Origin of the sequence: Fictibacillus phosphorivorans, from assembly GCF_001619875.1 — a bacterium.
In the GTDB taxonomy this organism is placed as follows: Bacteria; Bacillota; Bacilli; order Bacillales; family Fictibacillaceae; genus Fictibacillus; species Fictibacillus phosphorivorans_B.
This window is the reverse complement of the sequence record NZ_LRFC01000012.1, coordinates 41,473-56,814: the sequence shown is the minus strand read 5'-3', so window position 1 is coordinate 56,814 and position 15,342 is coordinate 41,473. Positions and strand designations below refer to the sequence as shown.

General features: G+C 37.2%; 17 protein-coding genes. 13 read left to right on the top strand and 4 right to left on the bottom strand.

The features are described from left to right. The first annotated feature begins 158 nt into the window (after positions 1–158). From AWM68_RS08375 to AWM68_RS08330, 10 genes are all read left to right on the top strand, one after another. Complete coding sequence (locus AWM68_RS08375; protein ID WP_066239832.1) at positions 159–1,523, top strand: arsenic transporter; 1,365 nt, start codon at positions 159–161, stop codon at positions 1,521–1,523. A gap of 37 nt (positions 1,524–1,560) precedes the next feature. After that, entirely contained in the window at positions 1,561–2,217 is a 657-nt protein-coding gene (locus AWM68_RS08370; RefSeq protein WP_066239829.1) for a hypothetical protein, read from the top strand. A 154-nt stretch (positions 2,218–2,371) separates the two neighbouring features. Further along, positions 2,372–3,127, top strand: coding sequence for a GTP cyclohydrolase II (locus AWM68_RS08365; RefSeq protein ID WP_066239825.1), 756 nt, complete (start codon positions 2,372–2,374; stop codon positions 3,125–3,127). Then, positions 3,120–4,208 carry a bifunctional diaminohydroxyphosphoribosylaminopyrimidine deaminase/5-amino-6-(5-phosphoribosylamino)uracil reductase RibD gene (gene ribD, locus AWM68_RS08360; RefSeq protein ID WP_066239822.1) on the top strand — a complete coding sequence of 363 codons (1,089 nt, stop codon included), beginning with the start codon at positions 3,120–3,122 and terminating at the stop codon, positions 4,206–4,208. The genes AWM68_RS08365 and ribD overlap by 8 nt, the downstream gene beginning before the upstream one ends. A gap of 12 nt (positions 4,209–4,220) precedes the next feature. After that, positions 4,221–4,799: a 5' nucleotidase, NT5C type gene (locus AWM68_RS08355; RefSeq protein WP_066239820.1), complete on the top strand. Its 579-nt coding sequence runs from the start codon at positions 4,221–4,223 to the stop codon at positions 4,797–4,799. A 672-nt stretch (positions 4,800–5,471) separates the two neighbouring features. Beyond that, positions 5,472–5,840 (top strand): SET domain-containing protein, encoded by a 369-nt coding sequence (locus AWM68_RS08350; protein ID WP_066239816.1) that lies wholly within the window; start codon positions 5,472–5,474, stop codon positions 5,838–5,840. Positions 5,841–5,915: 75 nt separating this feature from the next. After that, the gene (locus AWM68_RS08345) at positions 5,916–6,200 is read left to right on the top strand and encodes a hypothetical protein (protein ID WP_066239812.1); all 285 of its coding nucleotides are present in this window, start codon (positions 5,916–5,918) and stop codon (positions 6,198–6,200) included. A 185-nt stretch (positions 6,201–6,385) separates the two neighbouring features. Then, positions 6,386–7,450, top strand: a complete 1,065-nt coding sequence (locus AWM68_RS08340) for a GerAB/ArcD/ProY family transporter (protein WP_066239808.1) — start codon at positions 6,386–6,388, stop codon at positions 7,448–7,450. A gap of 10 nt (positions 7,451–7,460) precedes the next feature. Then, entirely contained in the window at positions 7,461–8,936 is a 1,476-nt protein-coding gene (locus AWM68_RS08335; RefSeq protein ID WP_066239805.1) for a spore germination protein, read from the top strand. Next, positions 8,926–10,044 (top strand): Ger(x)C family spore germination protein, encoded by a 1,119-nt coding sequence (locus tag AWM68_RS08330; RefSeq protein WP_066239803.1) that lies wholly within the window; start codon positions 8,926–8,928, stop codon positions 10,042–10,044. Before AWM68_RS08335 ends, AWM68_RS08330 begins: the two co-directional genes overlap by 11 nt. A 24-nt stretch (positions 10,045–10,068) precedes the next feature. Here the strand turns inward: AWM68_RS08330 and AWM68_RS08325 are convergent, their stop codons facing one another. Further along, a complete protein-coding gene (locus tag AWM68_RS08325; protein ID WP_066239800.1) occupies positions 10,069–10,887 on the bottom strand; it encodes an STAS domain-containing protein in 819 nt (272 codons plus the stop codon). Positions 10,888–11,156: 269 nt separating this feature from the next. Here AWM68_RS08325 and AWM68_RS08320 point away from each other — a divergent pair, with 269 nt between their 5' ends. Together AWM68_RS08320 and AWM68_RS08315 are read left to right on the top strand one after the other, a co-directional pair. Further along, on the top strand, positions 11,157–11,465 hold the full coding sequence (locus AWM68_RS08320; RefSeq protein WP_066239798.1) for a PadR family transcriptional regulator: 309 nt from the start codon (positions 11,157–11,159) through the stop codon (positions 11,463–11,465). A gap of 13 nt (positions 11,466–11,478) precedes the next feature. Continuing rightward, the gene (locus AWM68_RS08315; protein WP_419865577.1) at positions 11,479–12,666 is read left to right on the top strand and encodes a chromate transporter; all 1,188 of its coding nucleotides are present in this window, start codon (positions 11,479–11,481) and stop codon (positions 12,664–12,666) included. 51 nt (positions 12,667–12,717) lie between these two features. Here AWM68_RS08315 and AWM68_RS21990 read toward each other — a convergent pair whose 3' ends face one another. The 3 genes from AWM68_RS21990 to AWM68_RS08305 all read right to left on the bottom strand — a co-directional run bounded on the left by AWM68_RS21990 (position 12,718) and on the right by AWM68_RS08305 (position 14,371). Beyond that, positions 12,718–12,846, bottom strand: a complete 129-nt coding sequence (locus AWM68_RS21990) for a hypothetical protein (protein WP_269446784.1) — start codon at positions 12,844–12,846, stop codon at positions 12,718–12,720. Positions 12,847–12,879: 33 nt separating this feature from the next. Further along, the gene (locus AWM68_RS08310; protein ID WP_066240083.1) at positions 12,880–13,746 is read right to left on the bottom strand and encodes a permease; all 867 of its coding nucleotides are present in this window, start codon (positions 13,744–13,746) and stop codon (positions 12,880–12,882) included. A 292-nt stretch (positions 13,747–14,038) separates the two neighbouring features. Further along, positions 14,039–14,371, bottom strand: a complete 333-nt coding sequence (locus tag AWM68_RS08305) for an ArsR/SmtB family transcription factor (protein WP_156488345.1) — start codon at positions 14,369–14,371, stop codon at positions 14,039–14,041. A 202-nt stretch (positions 14,372–14,573) separates the two neighbouring features. On the opposite strand from AWM68_RS08305, the gene AWM68_RS08300 reads away from it, so the two are divergent. Next, positions 14,574–15,122, top strand: a complete 549-nt coding sequence (locus AWM68_RS08300; protein ID WP_066239792.1) for a YdhK family protein — start codon at positions 14,574–14,576, stop codon at positions 15,120–15,122. The last annotated feature ends 220 nt before the right edge of the window (positions 15,123–15,342 follow it).

Below are 15,342 nucleotides of genomic sequence, written 5' to 3'. Positions count from 1 at the left end.
ATCATGCTTCTAGTCATCCATCTATTAAAATCTCATAGTCAAACGTGTCTTTTTAATATTTGCTAGTCTAACATACAGTCATTTAAAGGGGATTTTCATAGGATGTAGGACAAGTACACTACTATTTTCTTTAAAAGAAAGAAAGGGACGAAGAACGTATGACTATTCACATCATCATTTCCGTTTTCGTCTTCCTAATGACTATGTTAGTTATATTTTGGAGACCAAAAGGTATAAATGAAGTCTGGCCCGCCACGATTGGGGCAGCGATTATCCTGCTTTCAGGAATCGTCACTCAAGAAAACGTTTTTGATATCATTCATAAAATAGGCGGGGCATCCATAACCATCATTTCAACGATTGTAATGGCCGTCATATTAGAAAGCTTTGGATTTTTTCATTGGGCCGCATCAAGACTTGCAAGCTTAGCAAAAGGTTCTGGCTATCGCCTTTACTGGTACATCCAACTGCTATGTTTTCTAATGACGCTTCTGTTTAACAATGACGGAAGTATATTAATTACAACTCCGATCCTCATTCTGCTTCTCAAAAACTTCAGGTTGAAACCACACCAGCAGCTCCCATATCTATTAACCGGTGCTCTCACCGCAACCGCTTCTAGCACACCAATTGGCGTCAGCAACCTTGTCAATTTAATAGGATTGAAAATTGTTAATATGACTCTTTTTACACAAACAGCTATGATGTTTGTTCCGACGTTGTTAGGCCTACTCTTCATGTCTTGCCTTATGTTTGTCCTCGTTAAAAAAAACCTGCCTAAAAAACTTCCAGGTTTAAGTTTTGATATTGAACAATTCTTCTTCACAAAAAAATTCCATCCTCTTACCGGAACAATATCAGTAGAAACGAAACGCCAGCGAACAAAATTCATGTTAAAAATAATTGGTTTTGTTTTTATCATTCGCTGTTCGATTTTTGTTGCTTCTTTCTTTTCCATTCCCATTGAGATTGTTGCGGTTTTTGGTTCCTTGGTGCTGTTAGTCTGGAGATGGTATTTCTTGAGGACAATGCCATTTGATATTTTAAGAAAAACACCTTGGCACATCTTGCTCTTTGCGTTTTCGATGTATGTTCTTATATACGGGCTTCATAATTCAGGGTTAACTGAGACCCTTTTAAGTATTTGTGAACCCATTATTGAGAAAGGACTTTTTGAGTCTACTTTATTTATGGGAGGATTAATCTCTGTCCTTTCAAACCTTTTTAACAATCACCCTGCATTATTGATTGGTACGATTGCCTTAACAGAGATGAACTTGGACCCGTTTACTTTAAAAGCCATGTATTTAGCTAGCATTGTAGGCAGTGACATCGGTTCATTATTGCTTCCGATTGGAACACTCGCATCCTTAATCTGGATGCACATTTTAAAACAAAACAAAGTGAAAGTGAAATGGAAAGATTATTTAAAGTTATCGTTAATTACAATCCCCCTTACATTAATCGTAACTTTGCTTATGTTGTATGTTTGGATTTATCTGTTTTTCTTACCAAATGGATAATCTCATCATTACTAAATAAAAATAGGAGAAGATTATATTGAATGACTTTAAACATTTATTAAATAAAAATGTAAAATTAAAAGTAGCCGGTCATCTTTTAGAAGGACGATTTTGTGATTTTGGAAACGATATCTTGGTTTTATATAGAGAAAGTAAGTACTTGTACATTCCGCTTACGCACGTTCAGAAAATCATACTTTCCGATAAAGCTGTAATTGAGGACAACTCCCTGTCCCCTGATTTACCTTTCGCAAAAGAAAATCATACGTTTTTTTCCTATCGAATGATGTTACGCAATGCAATCGGGTTATATACTCAGATTCGAGTGGTAGGAAAAAACCCGCTCCACGGAACAATCGTAAATGTTCTAAGCGATTATTTCGTATTTTACTCCCCTGTTTATAAACAGATCTTTATCCCCTTATCACATCTTAAATGGTTAACAGTGTATGAACAGGACAACTCCCACTATTCAATGTATAATCCCATCCCACAAAAGCAGTCCTTTAGCCGGTCATTCGAAGAACAATTAAAGAAGTGGGAAGGAAAATTAATCGTGTTTGATATGGGAGAAGATCCTGATAAAATAGGCATACTTAATAGCATCAAGGGGAACTTAGCAGAACTCATAAGCACAACTGGAGAAAAGGTTTATTTTAAATTAAACCACGCGAAAACTGTTTATTTGGCTTAACCCCCTCCAAGACCTTGAACGTTAACATGACGATTCAATTCTTTTTTTTTCCAATTAGAGCAAAACACTTCTTTCAAATGAATTATCTAGTATAAAATATACGTATTCACTGAAATCACCTAAAAATACGTAAGATCTATAAAGGGGAATTATTATGATACAAAGTAAAAACGTAAAGGAAAAAGTTCTTTCCATACTTGAAGATAAAATACAAATTATTAAAAAAGATGAAGGCGCAATCTATCTAGTTGGCCCGATCAGACTGCCTGTTAATCTATATGGAGAAACCGTTGTGTTCAACTGGTATTGCTGGCTCGAAGGCTGCGAACAAACAGATAACTTTGAGGAAGTGATCGACAAGCTCTCTTCATCAAATTTAGCTGAATACCAGCAGTCCAGCGTTTTAGTTTATGGTGACTTTGAATACAGCGATGAAGCGCTCATTCGCATGCATTCAATCTGCCACACTGGAGATATTTTTGGCAGCAAACGCTGTGACTGTGGCTACCAGCTTAAACAGTCCATGAAAATGATTGTAGAACATGGAACAGGCGCTCTCTTTTATTTAGCAAACCACGAAGGGCGCGGTATCGGTCTCTTTAGTAAAGCAATGGCCTATCTTCTTCAGGAAAACGGACAAGATACAGTAGAAGCAAATGAAAGTCTTGGATTTGTAGACGATTCCCGCAACTATGCAGATGCGATTGAAGTACTTAAAGCACTACGTTCAAAGCCGGTAACGCTTATTACGAACAATCCGAAAAAATTAGAAGCGCTCCACAATGCAGGACTTTCCGTTACGGCAAGAGCTCCGATTTGGGGTGATGTTTCTGAATACAACGAAAAATACTTGCAAACGAAGATCAACCGATCTGGTCACTTAGACGAAGGAGTATTTACGAATGAGTAGTCACGAATTTTATATGCAGCTCGCTTTAAGCAATGCTCAGGCGATGAAAGGCCAAACAGATCCTAACCCGTTAGTTGGGTCTGTCATTGTTAATCATAATGAGATCGTCGGTGTTGGCACACACCTTAAAGCTGGGGAGCCTCATGCAGAGATTCATGCCATTCGTATGGCTGGTGAGAAAGCGAGAGGTGGAACAATCTATGTTACACTTGAACCTTGTTCTCATCATGGAAGAACAGGACCGTGTGCTGTAGCAATCGTTGAAGCCGGGATTAAAAAAGTGGTTATTGCTGCACTTGATCCTAACCCACTCGTTTCAGGTAGAGGCGTGCAGATCTTAAAAGATGCTGGAATTGAAGTTGAAACAGGCGTACTGCAAGAGGAATCAGAACGCATGAACGAAGTCTTCAATAAGTTTATCGTTGAGAAGATTCCTTTTGTAACGTTAAAGTCAGGGATTACACTTGATGGAAAAATCGCGAGCCATACGAATAATAGCAAATGGATTACGTCTACTGAAGCTCGTTTAGATGTCCACAGACTTAGAAATGAAAATCTGGCGATACTCGTTGGCGTAAACACTGTGATTCATGATGATCCTGAACTTACCACTAGAATTCCTAACGGACGCAACCCTATCCGTGTTGTAATGGACTCAACGCTTAACATTCCTTTGGATTCAAAAGTTGTAACAGACCATCAAGCAGAAACATGGATTTTCACTTCAGAAAATTACAACGTTCAAAAGAAACTTCAGCTTGAAGAATCTGGTGTAAAAGTTTTCGTTGCAGGCGAAGCTCGTGTAAATCCCTTGCAGGTTTTAAAAATTTTAGGCGATAACTTGATTTCCTCGCTCTTAATTGAAGGCGGCGGAACCATCAATGCTGCTTTTTTAGAAAATAAACTTGTCGATAAAACTGTTTTTTATATCGCACCTAAATTGATAGGCGGGCAAAATTCTCCTTCGTTTTTCGGAGGTACAGGAATTGAAAAAATGGCCGATGCTATTCAGCTGCAGAATATGACGGTAACACAAATAGGACCAGACTTTAAGTTCACGGGTTATCCTAAATACGAATAAGAGGTAATGAAAATGAGATTTGGCTTTGATATCGATGATACACTCATCAACTTACGACAACATGCTTTTCATATCTACAATAAAAAATTGAAGCAAGATGTTCCTTTGGATGTTTTTCATACGATAGAAACCCTTGAGATTCATGAACCGTTTGGCCTGTCCACAAAAGAAGGCAATCAGCTTTGGATCGATTCTATGGAAGAAATCTATTTTACAGACTGTCCTGCCTACCCTGATGCGATCGAAGTCCTTCAAGAACTCGATAAGCAAGGTCATGAAATCTACTACATTACAGCACGTCCTGCAAAGCATTGTGAGGAAACAAAAAAATGGGTTGAGAATGCAGGATTTCCTGTACAAGAAGGGCGATTCTTCTGCGGTATGAAAGATGAAGAAAAGATCCACACGATAAAAGACTTAAATCTTGATTTTTACTTTGATGATAAGCCGAACGTTTTAAATACGCTTACAGATGAGCCTGTTCAGCTATACGTTAGGCACCAAAACTATAATAAAAACTTGGATATGCCGCGTTTAACCGACTGGTCAGAGTTAAAAGAAATTATTAAAAAACATAACGATAAGAAATAGCACTCTGCCAATAATGGGTTCTCCTTTAGGGAGACAATTGTAATTCGCAAGCCTTTTAGTAGGTGAAATAGCACGATAAATGGATAGTAATTGACTTTAAAAAGGATCAGATTTTTCCTCTGGTCTTTTTCTTATATTCTTAGTCAATTTTAGCACCCGATTACCGAAAAGTGCTGCAGCATCATGTTTTACGGTACGTGTTCTTTTATTTATTACACTTTCGCTCAATCGAATGGGGTTTTCGCTCAGTCAGGGGTCTGTTTCGCTCAATCAGGGGTCCGTTTCGCTCAATCGGAGCTCCGTTTCGCTCACAACACAGCTGATTTCGCTCAATAGCTTAAAAATTGTTCTTTTTAACTAAAAATGACAGGTCTTTGACAAGTGAATTCGAATACCCATTCGCAGCGTGACAATAGTTATTGGCAATTTGCGAAAACATGTGGAATTAATGTGATAATTAAGGTCATAAAAATGGTGTTTTTTATCAAAACCTTACGTTGCGTTTTATAGTGCTATAGTTGCTATGCAATTTGGCTAGTATATTCTTGGTTTCTTCCTCAAAAGAGATCCCGTTAAACTACCTATAGTGTGCTTTTTTTCTGCACTCCTTGTCATCCACTCCCATATCATGATGTGTAAGTCTTATGTTAATGAATGGTGGTGACATCGAAATTGATCGAGATAAAAAAATCTCGCTATGGCAGAGGAATCTTTGCTACACGTTCTATTAAAAAAGGTGAACTGATTCATGAGGCACCCGTTATCGTATGTCCGGATGATCAATATAAAAAACTTAAAAAAACGGCTTTGCGAGATTATTATTTCAATTGGGGAAAGAATTACGATCATGTTGCCGTTGCTTTAGGCTACGGTTCACTGTTCAACCATTCTTATAAACCAAATGCAAAGTTTGATAACAATTTAAAGCAAGAAACAGTAGACTTTTATGCCATTAAAAACATTAAAGCAGGAGAAGAAATTTTTGTGAATTATAATGGAGATCCTGACGACAAAGCTCCTCTTTGGTTTGATGTCTATTAAAGTAGCGCGGTAAAAACGTGCTATTTTTTATGTGCTCATTTTGGTGTATGTTAAATAGCATGGAGGTTGTATGGTATGTTGCTATTTTTATTTCTTTGTTTGTTGACTGTTGGGTTTTTTATAGAGATCATACAAAAACATGTATTCAAGATTAAAGAGCCTGACATCCATGATTTATGGGCTGAATTAGAACATGAGGAATGGTATCAGGAATTATGCAAAGTCCCTGAGATCAAGAAGTGGATTGAACTTGATAAACAGAACGGTTTATTAAAAGATCCCTATTATGTCCGAAAAATTATCGATCAAGCGGGACATCGTGAAGGTTATATACGCTACATAACAGATAAAACGAAGTAAGTGCTCAAACAAAAGTCTGATCTTTTGTTTGAGTTTTTTTGTGGTTAAGATAAATCTTTGTTTAACTCAGTTTATTCTCCTGGGCGTTCTCTTTAAAACTCGTGGGAGAATAGATAATTTCCATACAGAATAATGCCTTCAAATTAATACAATACTAACTCATATTTAAGTAAATGGAGGAACGTATGAGAATTCAGCCTGGTGTAGCTCCTATACATATTTATACGCTCTTAATTCTTTCATCAGGCCTGGTAAACCATGTTCTGATCATACCCGTTATTCTATCAGCCTCTGGAAGAGATGCGTGGGTAAGTATTCTTCTTTCTCTTCTTCCTTATATTCTTTTTATAGGGCTTATTGGTTCTGTTTTGAAAAAGTTAGGAAACCAAAACTTTTTAGAATATATTAAAACGCGACTTGGACCTATACCCATGTATCTGCTTACAGGTGTATTTATCCTTTACTTTTTCTTAAATGCATCTATTACTTTCCGAGATACCATTACTTGGACAAAAACAAATTATTTAATGGACAGCCCTTCTCTCGCTCTCGCTATTTTATTAGGATTGCTCTGCTTCTTTGGGACGTATAAAGGGCTTCAGGAATTAAGCATTGTCGCTTTAATTGCCTTACCTTTCGTGGTAACATTCGGCATATTTATTGCTTTTGGAAACATTCCTCATAAAGACTATTCCATGCTTTTGCCCATTGCCGAAAATGGCTGGTCTCCTGTCTTCAAAGGGGGCGTATATGTATTATCAGGGTTAACAGAGTTAAGTACACTTCTATTTCTTGTACATCACACAAACAAAACACTGAAGTGGAAACACATCATATTTGTTAGCTTCGTTTTAATAGGACTTATGTTAGGACCGACTATGGCAGCCATTGCAGAGTTCGGTCCTTATGAAGGAAATAAATTAAGATATCCTGCTTTTGAGCAATGGAAGCTTCTCACGATCAGTAAAGATATCACCAGAATGGACTTTCTATCTATCTTTCAATGGATCTCGGGTGCTTTTATTCGAGTGAGTTTATTGATGTTCTTGGTTACTAAACTGGTTGATGTCAAGAAACACCGGGTATGGTTAGTTGCTTCCCTTTATATACTTGCAGTTGTTTATACACTTGCTCCCTTACCGAATATATCGATATTTAACTTTTTGTATCAATACTTCTTCCCCATCCAAATGTATGTCATGTTGCCTATAATCTCGATTATCTGTCTTTATGTTCTAGTTAAGAAATGAGGAATCCATAATGAAGTTTATCCATCGTAACGAAAATAATAAGACAAATGAACTTCTTAACTGGTTTAGGCATTCCACAGACGTAGTGGTAAAGAACGATCTTATTGCGGAAAAAACCAATTCAGTCTATACCCTCTTATTTTGTAAAGGACTAATCAACGTCCAGCTATTAGAGGATAGGTTGCTTCCCTTTTTGAATAACGTTATTAGAGAGGATACTACTGCCATCTATCCTTCTCTAAAAAGTCTGTATGTCGTTCATGAGATCTCTATTGAACCAGCAAACAAAAGAAAGATTGAACAAAGCTTGTTCTCTGGACAAGTACTCTTAACAAATTCTGAGAATCCTCGCGTCTATGCAATCAATCTTGCAGATACACCAAAGAGAACACCAGAAGAATCGAATACGGAAATCTCAATACGTGGGGCACGAGATGGTTTTATAGAAGATTTAGAAACAAATTTTGCCTTAATTCGAAAACGTCTTAAAACCGCTTCTCTCAACAGCAAGTCTTTTAACATCGGCAGAAGAAGCCAAACGGCTGTTTCATTACTTTTTATTGAAGATATTATCGATCCAGATCTTGTTGCGAGAGTAGAACAGCGTCTTTCTAGAATAGATATAGATGCACTCGTATCAAGCAGTGAATTAGAAGAAGAATTATCCGATTCTACATTTTCCATTTTTCCGTTAATTGATAATACAGGCCGGCCTGATTTTGCAGTACAATCTTTAATTCAAGGAAGATTTGTCATTATTGTAGATGGTTCACCAACAGTTCTTATCGGACCTGCTTCTCTTGCAATTACGTTGAAGTCTCCAGAGGACGCACATGCCAGTTTTTACATGGTTTCGTTTGAACGGGTTCTTCGGGTTACAGGACTGTTTACAACTATCTCTTTACCTGGGCTATGGGTAGCCTTGACAACTTTTCACCCTGATCAGCTTCCTTACCCTTTGCTTGCAACCTTAACACTCTCACGAACAGGATTACCATTATCGCTGCCACTCGAAATGATAATCATGGTTGTTCTCTTTGAATTGTTTAAAGAAGCAGGCGCAAGACTCCCTCGAGCCGTTGGTCAAACCGTAGCGGTATTAGGGGGATTAATCGTTGGGGATGCCGCGATCCGAGCAGGTTTAACCTCCCCTACAACACTTGTTGTTGTAGCTATTACGATGATTGCGAGTTACACGTTCGTAAATCAATCACTGAGCGGGAATCTGCTTTTTCTTCGCATTTTTAACCTTATTATGTGTGCAGCGTTTGGATTGTTTGGCTACTTCATCTCCGTGCTTAGTATATTCTTGTTGGTCGGTTCTCTTCGTTCCTTTGATTATCCTTATCTAGGATCTTTTGCTTCACCGAATGCTACTGATACGATAAAAACCTTTCTTAAAGCGCCTTTTAATCTTATGAAGAAAAGATCCTCCTATCTATATCCAAAAGACTCTACTCGCCAAGGTGATCGGAATGAAAATTAAGATCCTGTTCATGTTGTCGATTCTATGTCTTCTGTGTACAGGGTGCTGGGGATCGAGAGGCATTAACGAGCAACTTTATATTGAGGCTTTAGGTGTGGATTACAAAGATGGAAAATATATTGTTTATACCGAATCAGCCATTTTTTCATCGATCGCTAAACAAGAAGGTGGAGGTGCTCAGGCTTCAGAATCTCCCGTATTGGTAGGAAGAGAGGAAGGAGATACTCTCACGATGGCATTCAGAAAGTTAGAGAAATCTTCCCAATTTCCTCTATACTATGGACACGTACAAGTCATTCTTTTAAGTGAAAGAGTAATTAAGGAAAAACTGAGTGACGTAATCTCTCACATCGGCCATGATCCTCTAATCCGATTTACCTCTTGGATCTTTGGTACATCAGAAGACATTACAGACGTATTAAAGGCAAAATCATTATTTAAACAAGCACCTACCTATAAAGTTCTGTTTCATCCAGATGCGATGTTGCAAAGAAACCACTCTGTGAATCCACTGACCATGCAGGTACTGTTAAGAAACGGCAACGAACCATTTGGCTCAACCATTATTCCAAATGTGAAGTTAGTTAAAGGAAAGTGGCGTGAAGATAACGATAAGCCTGTGCTGCCTACAATAAACGGCGGTTATGTACTTGGGGATATGAAATTTAAAGGAAAGTTTAATGATGAACAGCTTCTTGGACTAGAATGGTTAACAAATGAAAGGAAAAAGAACAAACTTGAAGTTGCATTAGGAGATACTGTTGTACAGCTGGAAATGAACGGATATAAGATACGTCTAAAAAAGCCTGTTCAAAATGTGCTCAAGTACACAGTCGAAGTTAAAGCAAAAGCAACAATTGATGAGAATTTACGTGTGGTACCTCGTAAAGAACTCGAAACGAGAATCGTTCAAAAGATGAAGCAGGACATAAGAAAAACTTACTTAAATGGACTTTCTATAGACAGTGACTTATACAATTTAACACGCTCTACTTATCGGAGATCACCTTCACTCGTTAAAAAATATGCTTTGCAAGAAAATTCCTTGGAATCCATAAAAGTGGATGTTCAAATCATTCATGCTGGCACCCAAAAGTATAAAAAATAAACGAGTATGCACAGCATACTCGTTTTATTTTTTTAACGCATGAATCGCTTGTTTAACGTTTGCGTATGTTTTTATGGATGAGAAATTAATTCCTTCAGAAACGGCATTTATGGCTAACTCAGGACGCAGACCTGTCACAAGCACCTCTATTCCAAGCAAGCCTAATACACGGTAGATATTAAAGATATGAGAAGCCACTTCAGAATCAATATTGACGATTCCAGAGAAATCCATGATTAAACAATCAACTTGCAGCTCAGGAATTTTTGGAAGTACATTATTTAAAAGATGTTCTGTACGGTCTGAATCAATGGTTCCAATCAAAGGCAAGACAGCAAGACCATCCTCGATCGGAACAACTGGTGTAGAAAGTTCACGAAGCTCTTTTTTTGTTCTTTCCAAAATTTCCTCTGACTTACGTTCAAAAGCAAGTACCGTTTCATTTAAACTCAAATCTAGCATATGATGCACACGCTTAAGAATTAAAATAACATCTTCTTTGGACAAACCAAATTCTACACTTATATTTAAAATAAAGTCTGCAAACACCATTCGAGTGTCAGGATAACGAATTAATATCTCTGAGATCCTATTGTGTTTAGCTGCCGCATTTTCCCCGTTTTCTCTACTCCATTGCAAAAGTTTTTCAGGCACTGATCCTTCTTCACAATCTATGGATTCACTTAGAAACGATAAAAATTCTGCATAAACTTTTATTGCTTGATTAATATCTTCGTCACTTACCTGAAAACTAAACTTTTTAATAATATCATCAACGATCTTATTAGCTAGAAGTTCAGCGTTTTCTTTTAGATAATGAGCAACCGTTAATGTAGTTTTCAATCTCTTCACTCCATTTCACGAAAAAATAGTTTTAAAACGTACCTTTAATAATTGTATCAAAAAAAAACCAGTAAATGGGTAAATAGTGAAATTAATATGAACTACAAATTGTGGAATTATTTTAAATACCTTCTAATATTTTCAGTAAATATTAAGATTATGTAAACCTTAATTGTATAGGCTTGTAATGAAGAGATCGACATGTTATCGTGATTTCGAAAACCGATATAGATATTCGATATTGGAATGCAACTTTAGGTGGTGATTTCATGGAAGAGAAAGTTTTAAGGAAACTGTTTCTAGGCTTTATTCAAATACACATCCTTCATCATGCACTCGAACACCCGATCTATGGCGTTTGGATGTTAGAAGAGCTCAGAGAACACGGCTACAACATTAGTACCGGTACTCTCTATCCCATTCTTCACTCCATGGAGGCAGACGGACTTTTAGTAAGAGAAGACAAAAAGGTCGAAGGGAAAATAAGAAAGTATTACTCAGCTACAGATAAAGGCAAATTCATACTAGCAGAAGCTCGAACTAAAGCTTATGAACTATTTAAAGAAATTAAAGATTAAGAGGTGAATTACATTGAATAGCAAGAATAATCGATTAAAAACATTGTTAGAAATCCTATTCGTTTCTACTAGACTTGGTTTAACTTCTTTTGGAGGACCTATCGCACATCTCGGATATTTTCATGAAGAGTATGTTAGAAAAAGAAAATGGATGGATGAAAAAAGCTACGCTGACCTTGTTGCTCTCTGTCAATTTCTTCCCGGACCTGCGAGCAGTCAGGTCGGTATCGGTATTGGAGTTATGCGAGGAGGCGTCTTAGGTGGAATCGTATCCTTTATTGGCTTTACCCTCCCTTCTGTTATCGCCCTTGTTTTATTCGCGCTTATCCTTCAAGGTTTGAATGTAGCCGACTTAAGCTGGATTCACGGCTTGAAGCTTGTAGCTGTTGCGGTAGTAGCACATGCTATTTTAGGAATGGCTGAAAAATTAACACCTGACCTAAAAAGAAAAACGATCGCTTTATTTGCTCTAGTTGGCACTTTGCTCTGGCAAACCGCTTTTTCACAAGTTGGTGTCATACTGGTTGCAGGAATTGCAGGGTTTCTTTTATATCGCGAACAGACCAAAAGCGATGATTCCAAATACGAATTTCCCGTTTCAAAAACGTTCGCTGCTATCTGCTTATCCATCTTTTTTGCTTTGCTTGTCATCTTGCCAATCTTAAGAGAGAGTACATCCATCAGCTGGATTGCTGTTTTTGATAGTTTTTATCGTTCAGGTTCTTTAGTTTTTGGTGGCGGTCATGTTGTACTTCCATTATTAGAGCGTGAATTTGTGCCAACGGGTTGGATCAGTGAGGAAGCTTTCCTCGCTGGTTATGGTGCTGCACAGGCAGTACCTGGCCCATTGTTTACATTTGCCGCTTATATCGGAGCAGTGATGAACGGATGGAAAGGCGGATTACTCGCAACGTTTGCGATTTTTTTACCAGCATTCCTATTAATTCTCGGTTCTCTTCCGTTTTGGAACATGCTGCGACGTAACCCAAAGATAAAAGGTGCATTAATGGGGGTCAATGCAGCTGTAGTCGGTATTTTAATATCTGCTTTCTATAAGCCAATTTGGACAAGCACCATTCTAAAGCCAATCGATTTTGCATTTGCAGCTATCCTATTTAGCTTGCTCGTTTATTGGAAACTGCCTCCTTGGGTCATTGTTGTGACAGGAGCAATCGGCGGTTTGTTGATGTCCCTTCTTTAAAAAAGAAAGAAACTGCTAACCTGGGCAGTTTCTTTCTTTTTACATCCATAATCATTTTTCACAGCACTTTTCCTCTTCACTATCATTTTGGCAACATTCTGCATCAATCTCTTTAATTTCAATTTTGCAGCATCCACTATCTTCTTTTTTACTGCCAATCAGTTTAACGATAAGGTTCACCTTTTCTCACCTCCTTTCTTAAGGAATGCATTTTTAAATCAGATAGAAAATAAATCCTGATACAGTGGACATGGTTATAACCGAAGCTACAAAAGTTAGTACAAGCTCCTTTTTAAAAATAGATTTCAAAAGAACGACCTCTGGTAAGCTTGCACCAGCAGAACTAATCATAAGAGCCATTACAGGTCCTAAAGCCATTCCTTTTGCAATCAGAACTTGAGAAATCGGAATCATACTAGACAGTCTGATGTATAACGGAATGCCTATAACCGCTGCAATGGGGATAATCCACCATTTATCACTTCCAAACGTACTTGCAATCCATTCAGTCGGTACAATACCATGAATGACTGCTCCTATTGCAGCGCCTGCAATCAAATATGGATAGACACTCTTCATTAAATTTAATGTTTCTAATAGAGCTCTTTTTACATTAAAGTTTTTCGTTTCCCTTTCATAACCGGTCATCACGACATTTTTCACTGAACTCTCAAACCCAAGAGCATTTAATAAGAAACCTATGATGACAGATAAGATAGCTGTTACGATTGTATAGATGATCGTTACTTTCCAGCCAAGGATGACTCCCATAATGGTTATAATCGTTGGATCTAGTACAGGTGATGCGAATAGAAACACCATGACTATTGAGAAAGGCATCTTTTTCTTTATCATGTTTACGATGACAGGAATCGTTGAACATGAACAAAATGGGGTGACAAAGGCAAAAATCAAGGCGAAAAGTGCTGCTAATCCTTTATTCTTACCACTCAGAAACTTCTCCACTTTTTCGTAGGGGATATACGATTGAAGCAAATTAATGATAAAGGAGATAGCAATAAACAAAACGGTCAATTCTAAAGCGATACTCAAAAAACTTTTAAATGTTTCCATCCACATCATTTTTCTTCTCCTTTTTTATCAAGCGCAACAAACTTGAATCGATTGTTTTAAGTTCATTCTTGAAGACAGTGAATCAAGATGTAATACAAATTTTTTTCGAAGTGGGATCTCGAGGTTTCTTTTGTCAATTGCTCCATTTCTCTTCGTTTCATCTCTGACATCTTTCTAGATAGTAAAAGTTCATAACAAAATCTCTCCTCCTGTTATATTAAAAAAATTTGATCTATACATCAAAAAAAATTGATGTATTATGTAAAATTGAAGTACTACATATTTTGTAGTACACAATTTAACAACAAGATGGAAGAAACACACAGCATAATTGATTTGATAAAAGGTCTTTTAACTCTTTGATATTCAATGAATAATAATTCCATGTTCCCCTTTTTTCTTTCTTTATCAGATCTGCTTCTAATAATATCTTTAAGTGATAAGAAAGTTTGGATTGAGGCATATCGATAATAGGTGTTAGATCGCAAACACAAACACTCTCTTTCAAAGCTAAAATATTTATAATCTGCAAACGCTGTTGATCGGCAAGTGCTTTAAACTTCTGTTCATATTTTTCAAAATCAATTGCAGATACATTCATATTGTTCAGTAAAGGTATTTCCTTCTCCATTACACCATCTCCTAACATCAAAAATTATTGATGTATTTATAGTATATCCTTTATTTACTAATTTGCAACTATTAAATCAAAATAATTTGATTTTAATCTTCACAACTTCTACACAACTACCCATTATGCTTAAAATACGCATTTCATATTCAGGTGTATTTATGAAGTATGGGTACTCTATTTTTAGAAGGAGGATAAAAAAATGAAAACGACTAAGAACGTTATCGCCATTTTAATGCTAGCAATTTCACTCATACTCTCAGCTTGTGGGAATAATCAAACCGAAGAAAATCACGATGGTATGGATCATGGAGAAATGGATCATTCTGGTTCAGGTGAAGTTCCAAAAGGTCTGAAGAAAGCAGAGGATCCAACCTTTGAAGTGGGCAGCAAAGCCATTATTAAAGCGGAGCATATGAAAGGCATGAATGGTGCAGAAGCTACGATTGCAGGTGCTTATGATACGACTGTTTACACTGTGAGCTATACGCCAACAACAGGAGGCAAAAAGGTGACAGACCACAAGTGGGTCATACACGAGGAAATTAAAGATGCAGGCGATAAACCTCTAGCTGCCGGGACTGAAGTTATCCTGAACGCAGACCATATGAAAGGGATGAAAGGGGCAAAAGCCGTTATCGATTCTGCTGAACAAACTACAGTCTACATGGTGGACTATACCCCTACTACCGGTGGTAAAAAAGTAACCAATCATAAATGGGTTACCGAAAGCGAGTTATCAGCTGAATAAGCTGTATATTGCATTAGCTTTTGCACCATTTTTAGTCCGTGAAAAAAATTAATGGGCCTTCAAAAATGTTTATAGGCCCTTGAAGAATAGTTATCGGCCTTCAAATTTTTTTATAGGCCCTTGAAAAATAGTTATGGGCCCTCAAAATAATTTATAGGCTTTTCGACAAAAGAACACAGGCAGTACGTTTGCTACTCCCAAAAATTAATTGCCCAAAAAG

Excerpts from the sequence above, each read along its gene's own strand:
- AWM68_RS08335 (WP_066239805.1), top strand. The coding sequence starts at position 7,461 with ATGAAGTTTATCCATCGTAACGAAAATAATAAGACAAATGAACTTCTT.
- AWM68_RS08320 (WP_066239798.1), top strand. The coding sequence starts at position 11,157 with ATGGAAGAGAAAGTTTTAAGGAAACTGTTTCTAGGCTTTATTCAAATA.
- AWM68_RS08365 (WP_066239825.1), top strand. The coding sequence starts at position 2,372 with ATGATACAAAGTAAAAACGTAAAGGAAAAAGTTCTTTCCATACTTGAA.
- AWM68_RS08340 (WP_066239808.1), top strand. The coding sequence starts at position 6,386 with ATGAGAATTCAGCCTGGTGTAGCTCCTATACATATTTATACGCTCTTA.
- AWM68_RS08305 (WP_156488345.1), bottom strand. The coding sequence starts at position 14,371 with ATGGAGAAGGAAATACCTTTACTGAACAATATGAATGTATCTGCAATT.
- AWM68_RS08375 (WP_066239832.1), top strand. The coding sequence starts at position 159 with ATGACTATTCACATCATCATTTCCGTTTTCGTCTTCCTAATGACTATG.
- AWM68_RS08310 (WP_066240083.1), bottom strand. The coding sequence starts at position 13,746 with ATGTGGATGGAAACATTTAAAAGTTTTTTGAGTATCGCTTTAGAATTG.
- AWM68_RS08345 (WP_066239812.1), top strand. The coding sequence starts at position 5,916 with ATGTTGCTATTTTTATTTCTTTGTTTGTTGACTGTTGGGTTTTTTATA.
- AWM68_RS08355 (WP_066239820.1), top strand. The coding sequence starts at position 4,221 with ATGAGATTTGGCTTTGATATCGATGATACACTCATCAACTTACGACAA.
- AWM68_RS08300 (WP_066239792.1), top strand. The coding sequence starts at position 14,574 with ATGAAAACGACTAAGAACGTTATCGCCATTTTAATGCTAGCAATTTCA.
- AWM68_RS08330 (WP_066239803.1), top strand. The coding sequence starts at position 8,926 with ATGAAAATTAAGATCCTGTTCATGTTGTCGATTCTATGTCTTCTGTGT.
- ribD (WP_066239822.1), top strand. The coding sequence starts at position 3,120 with ATGAGTAGTCACGAATTTTATATGCAGCTCGCTTTAAGCAATGCTCAG.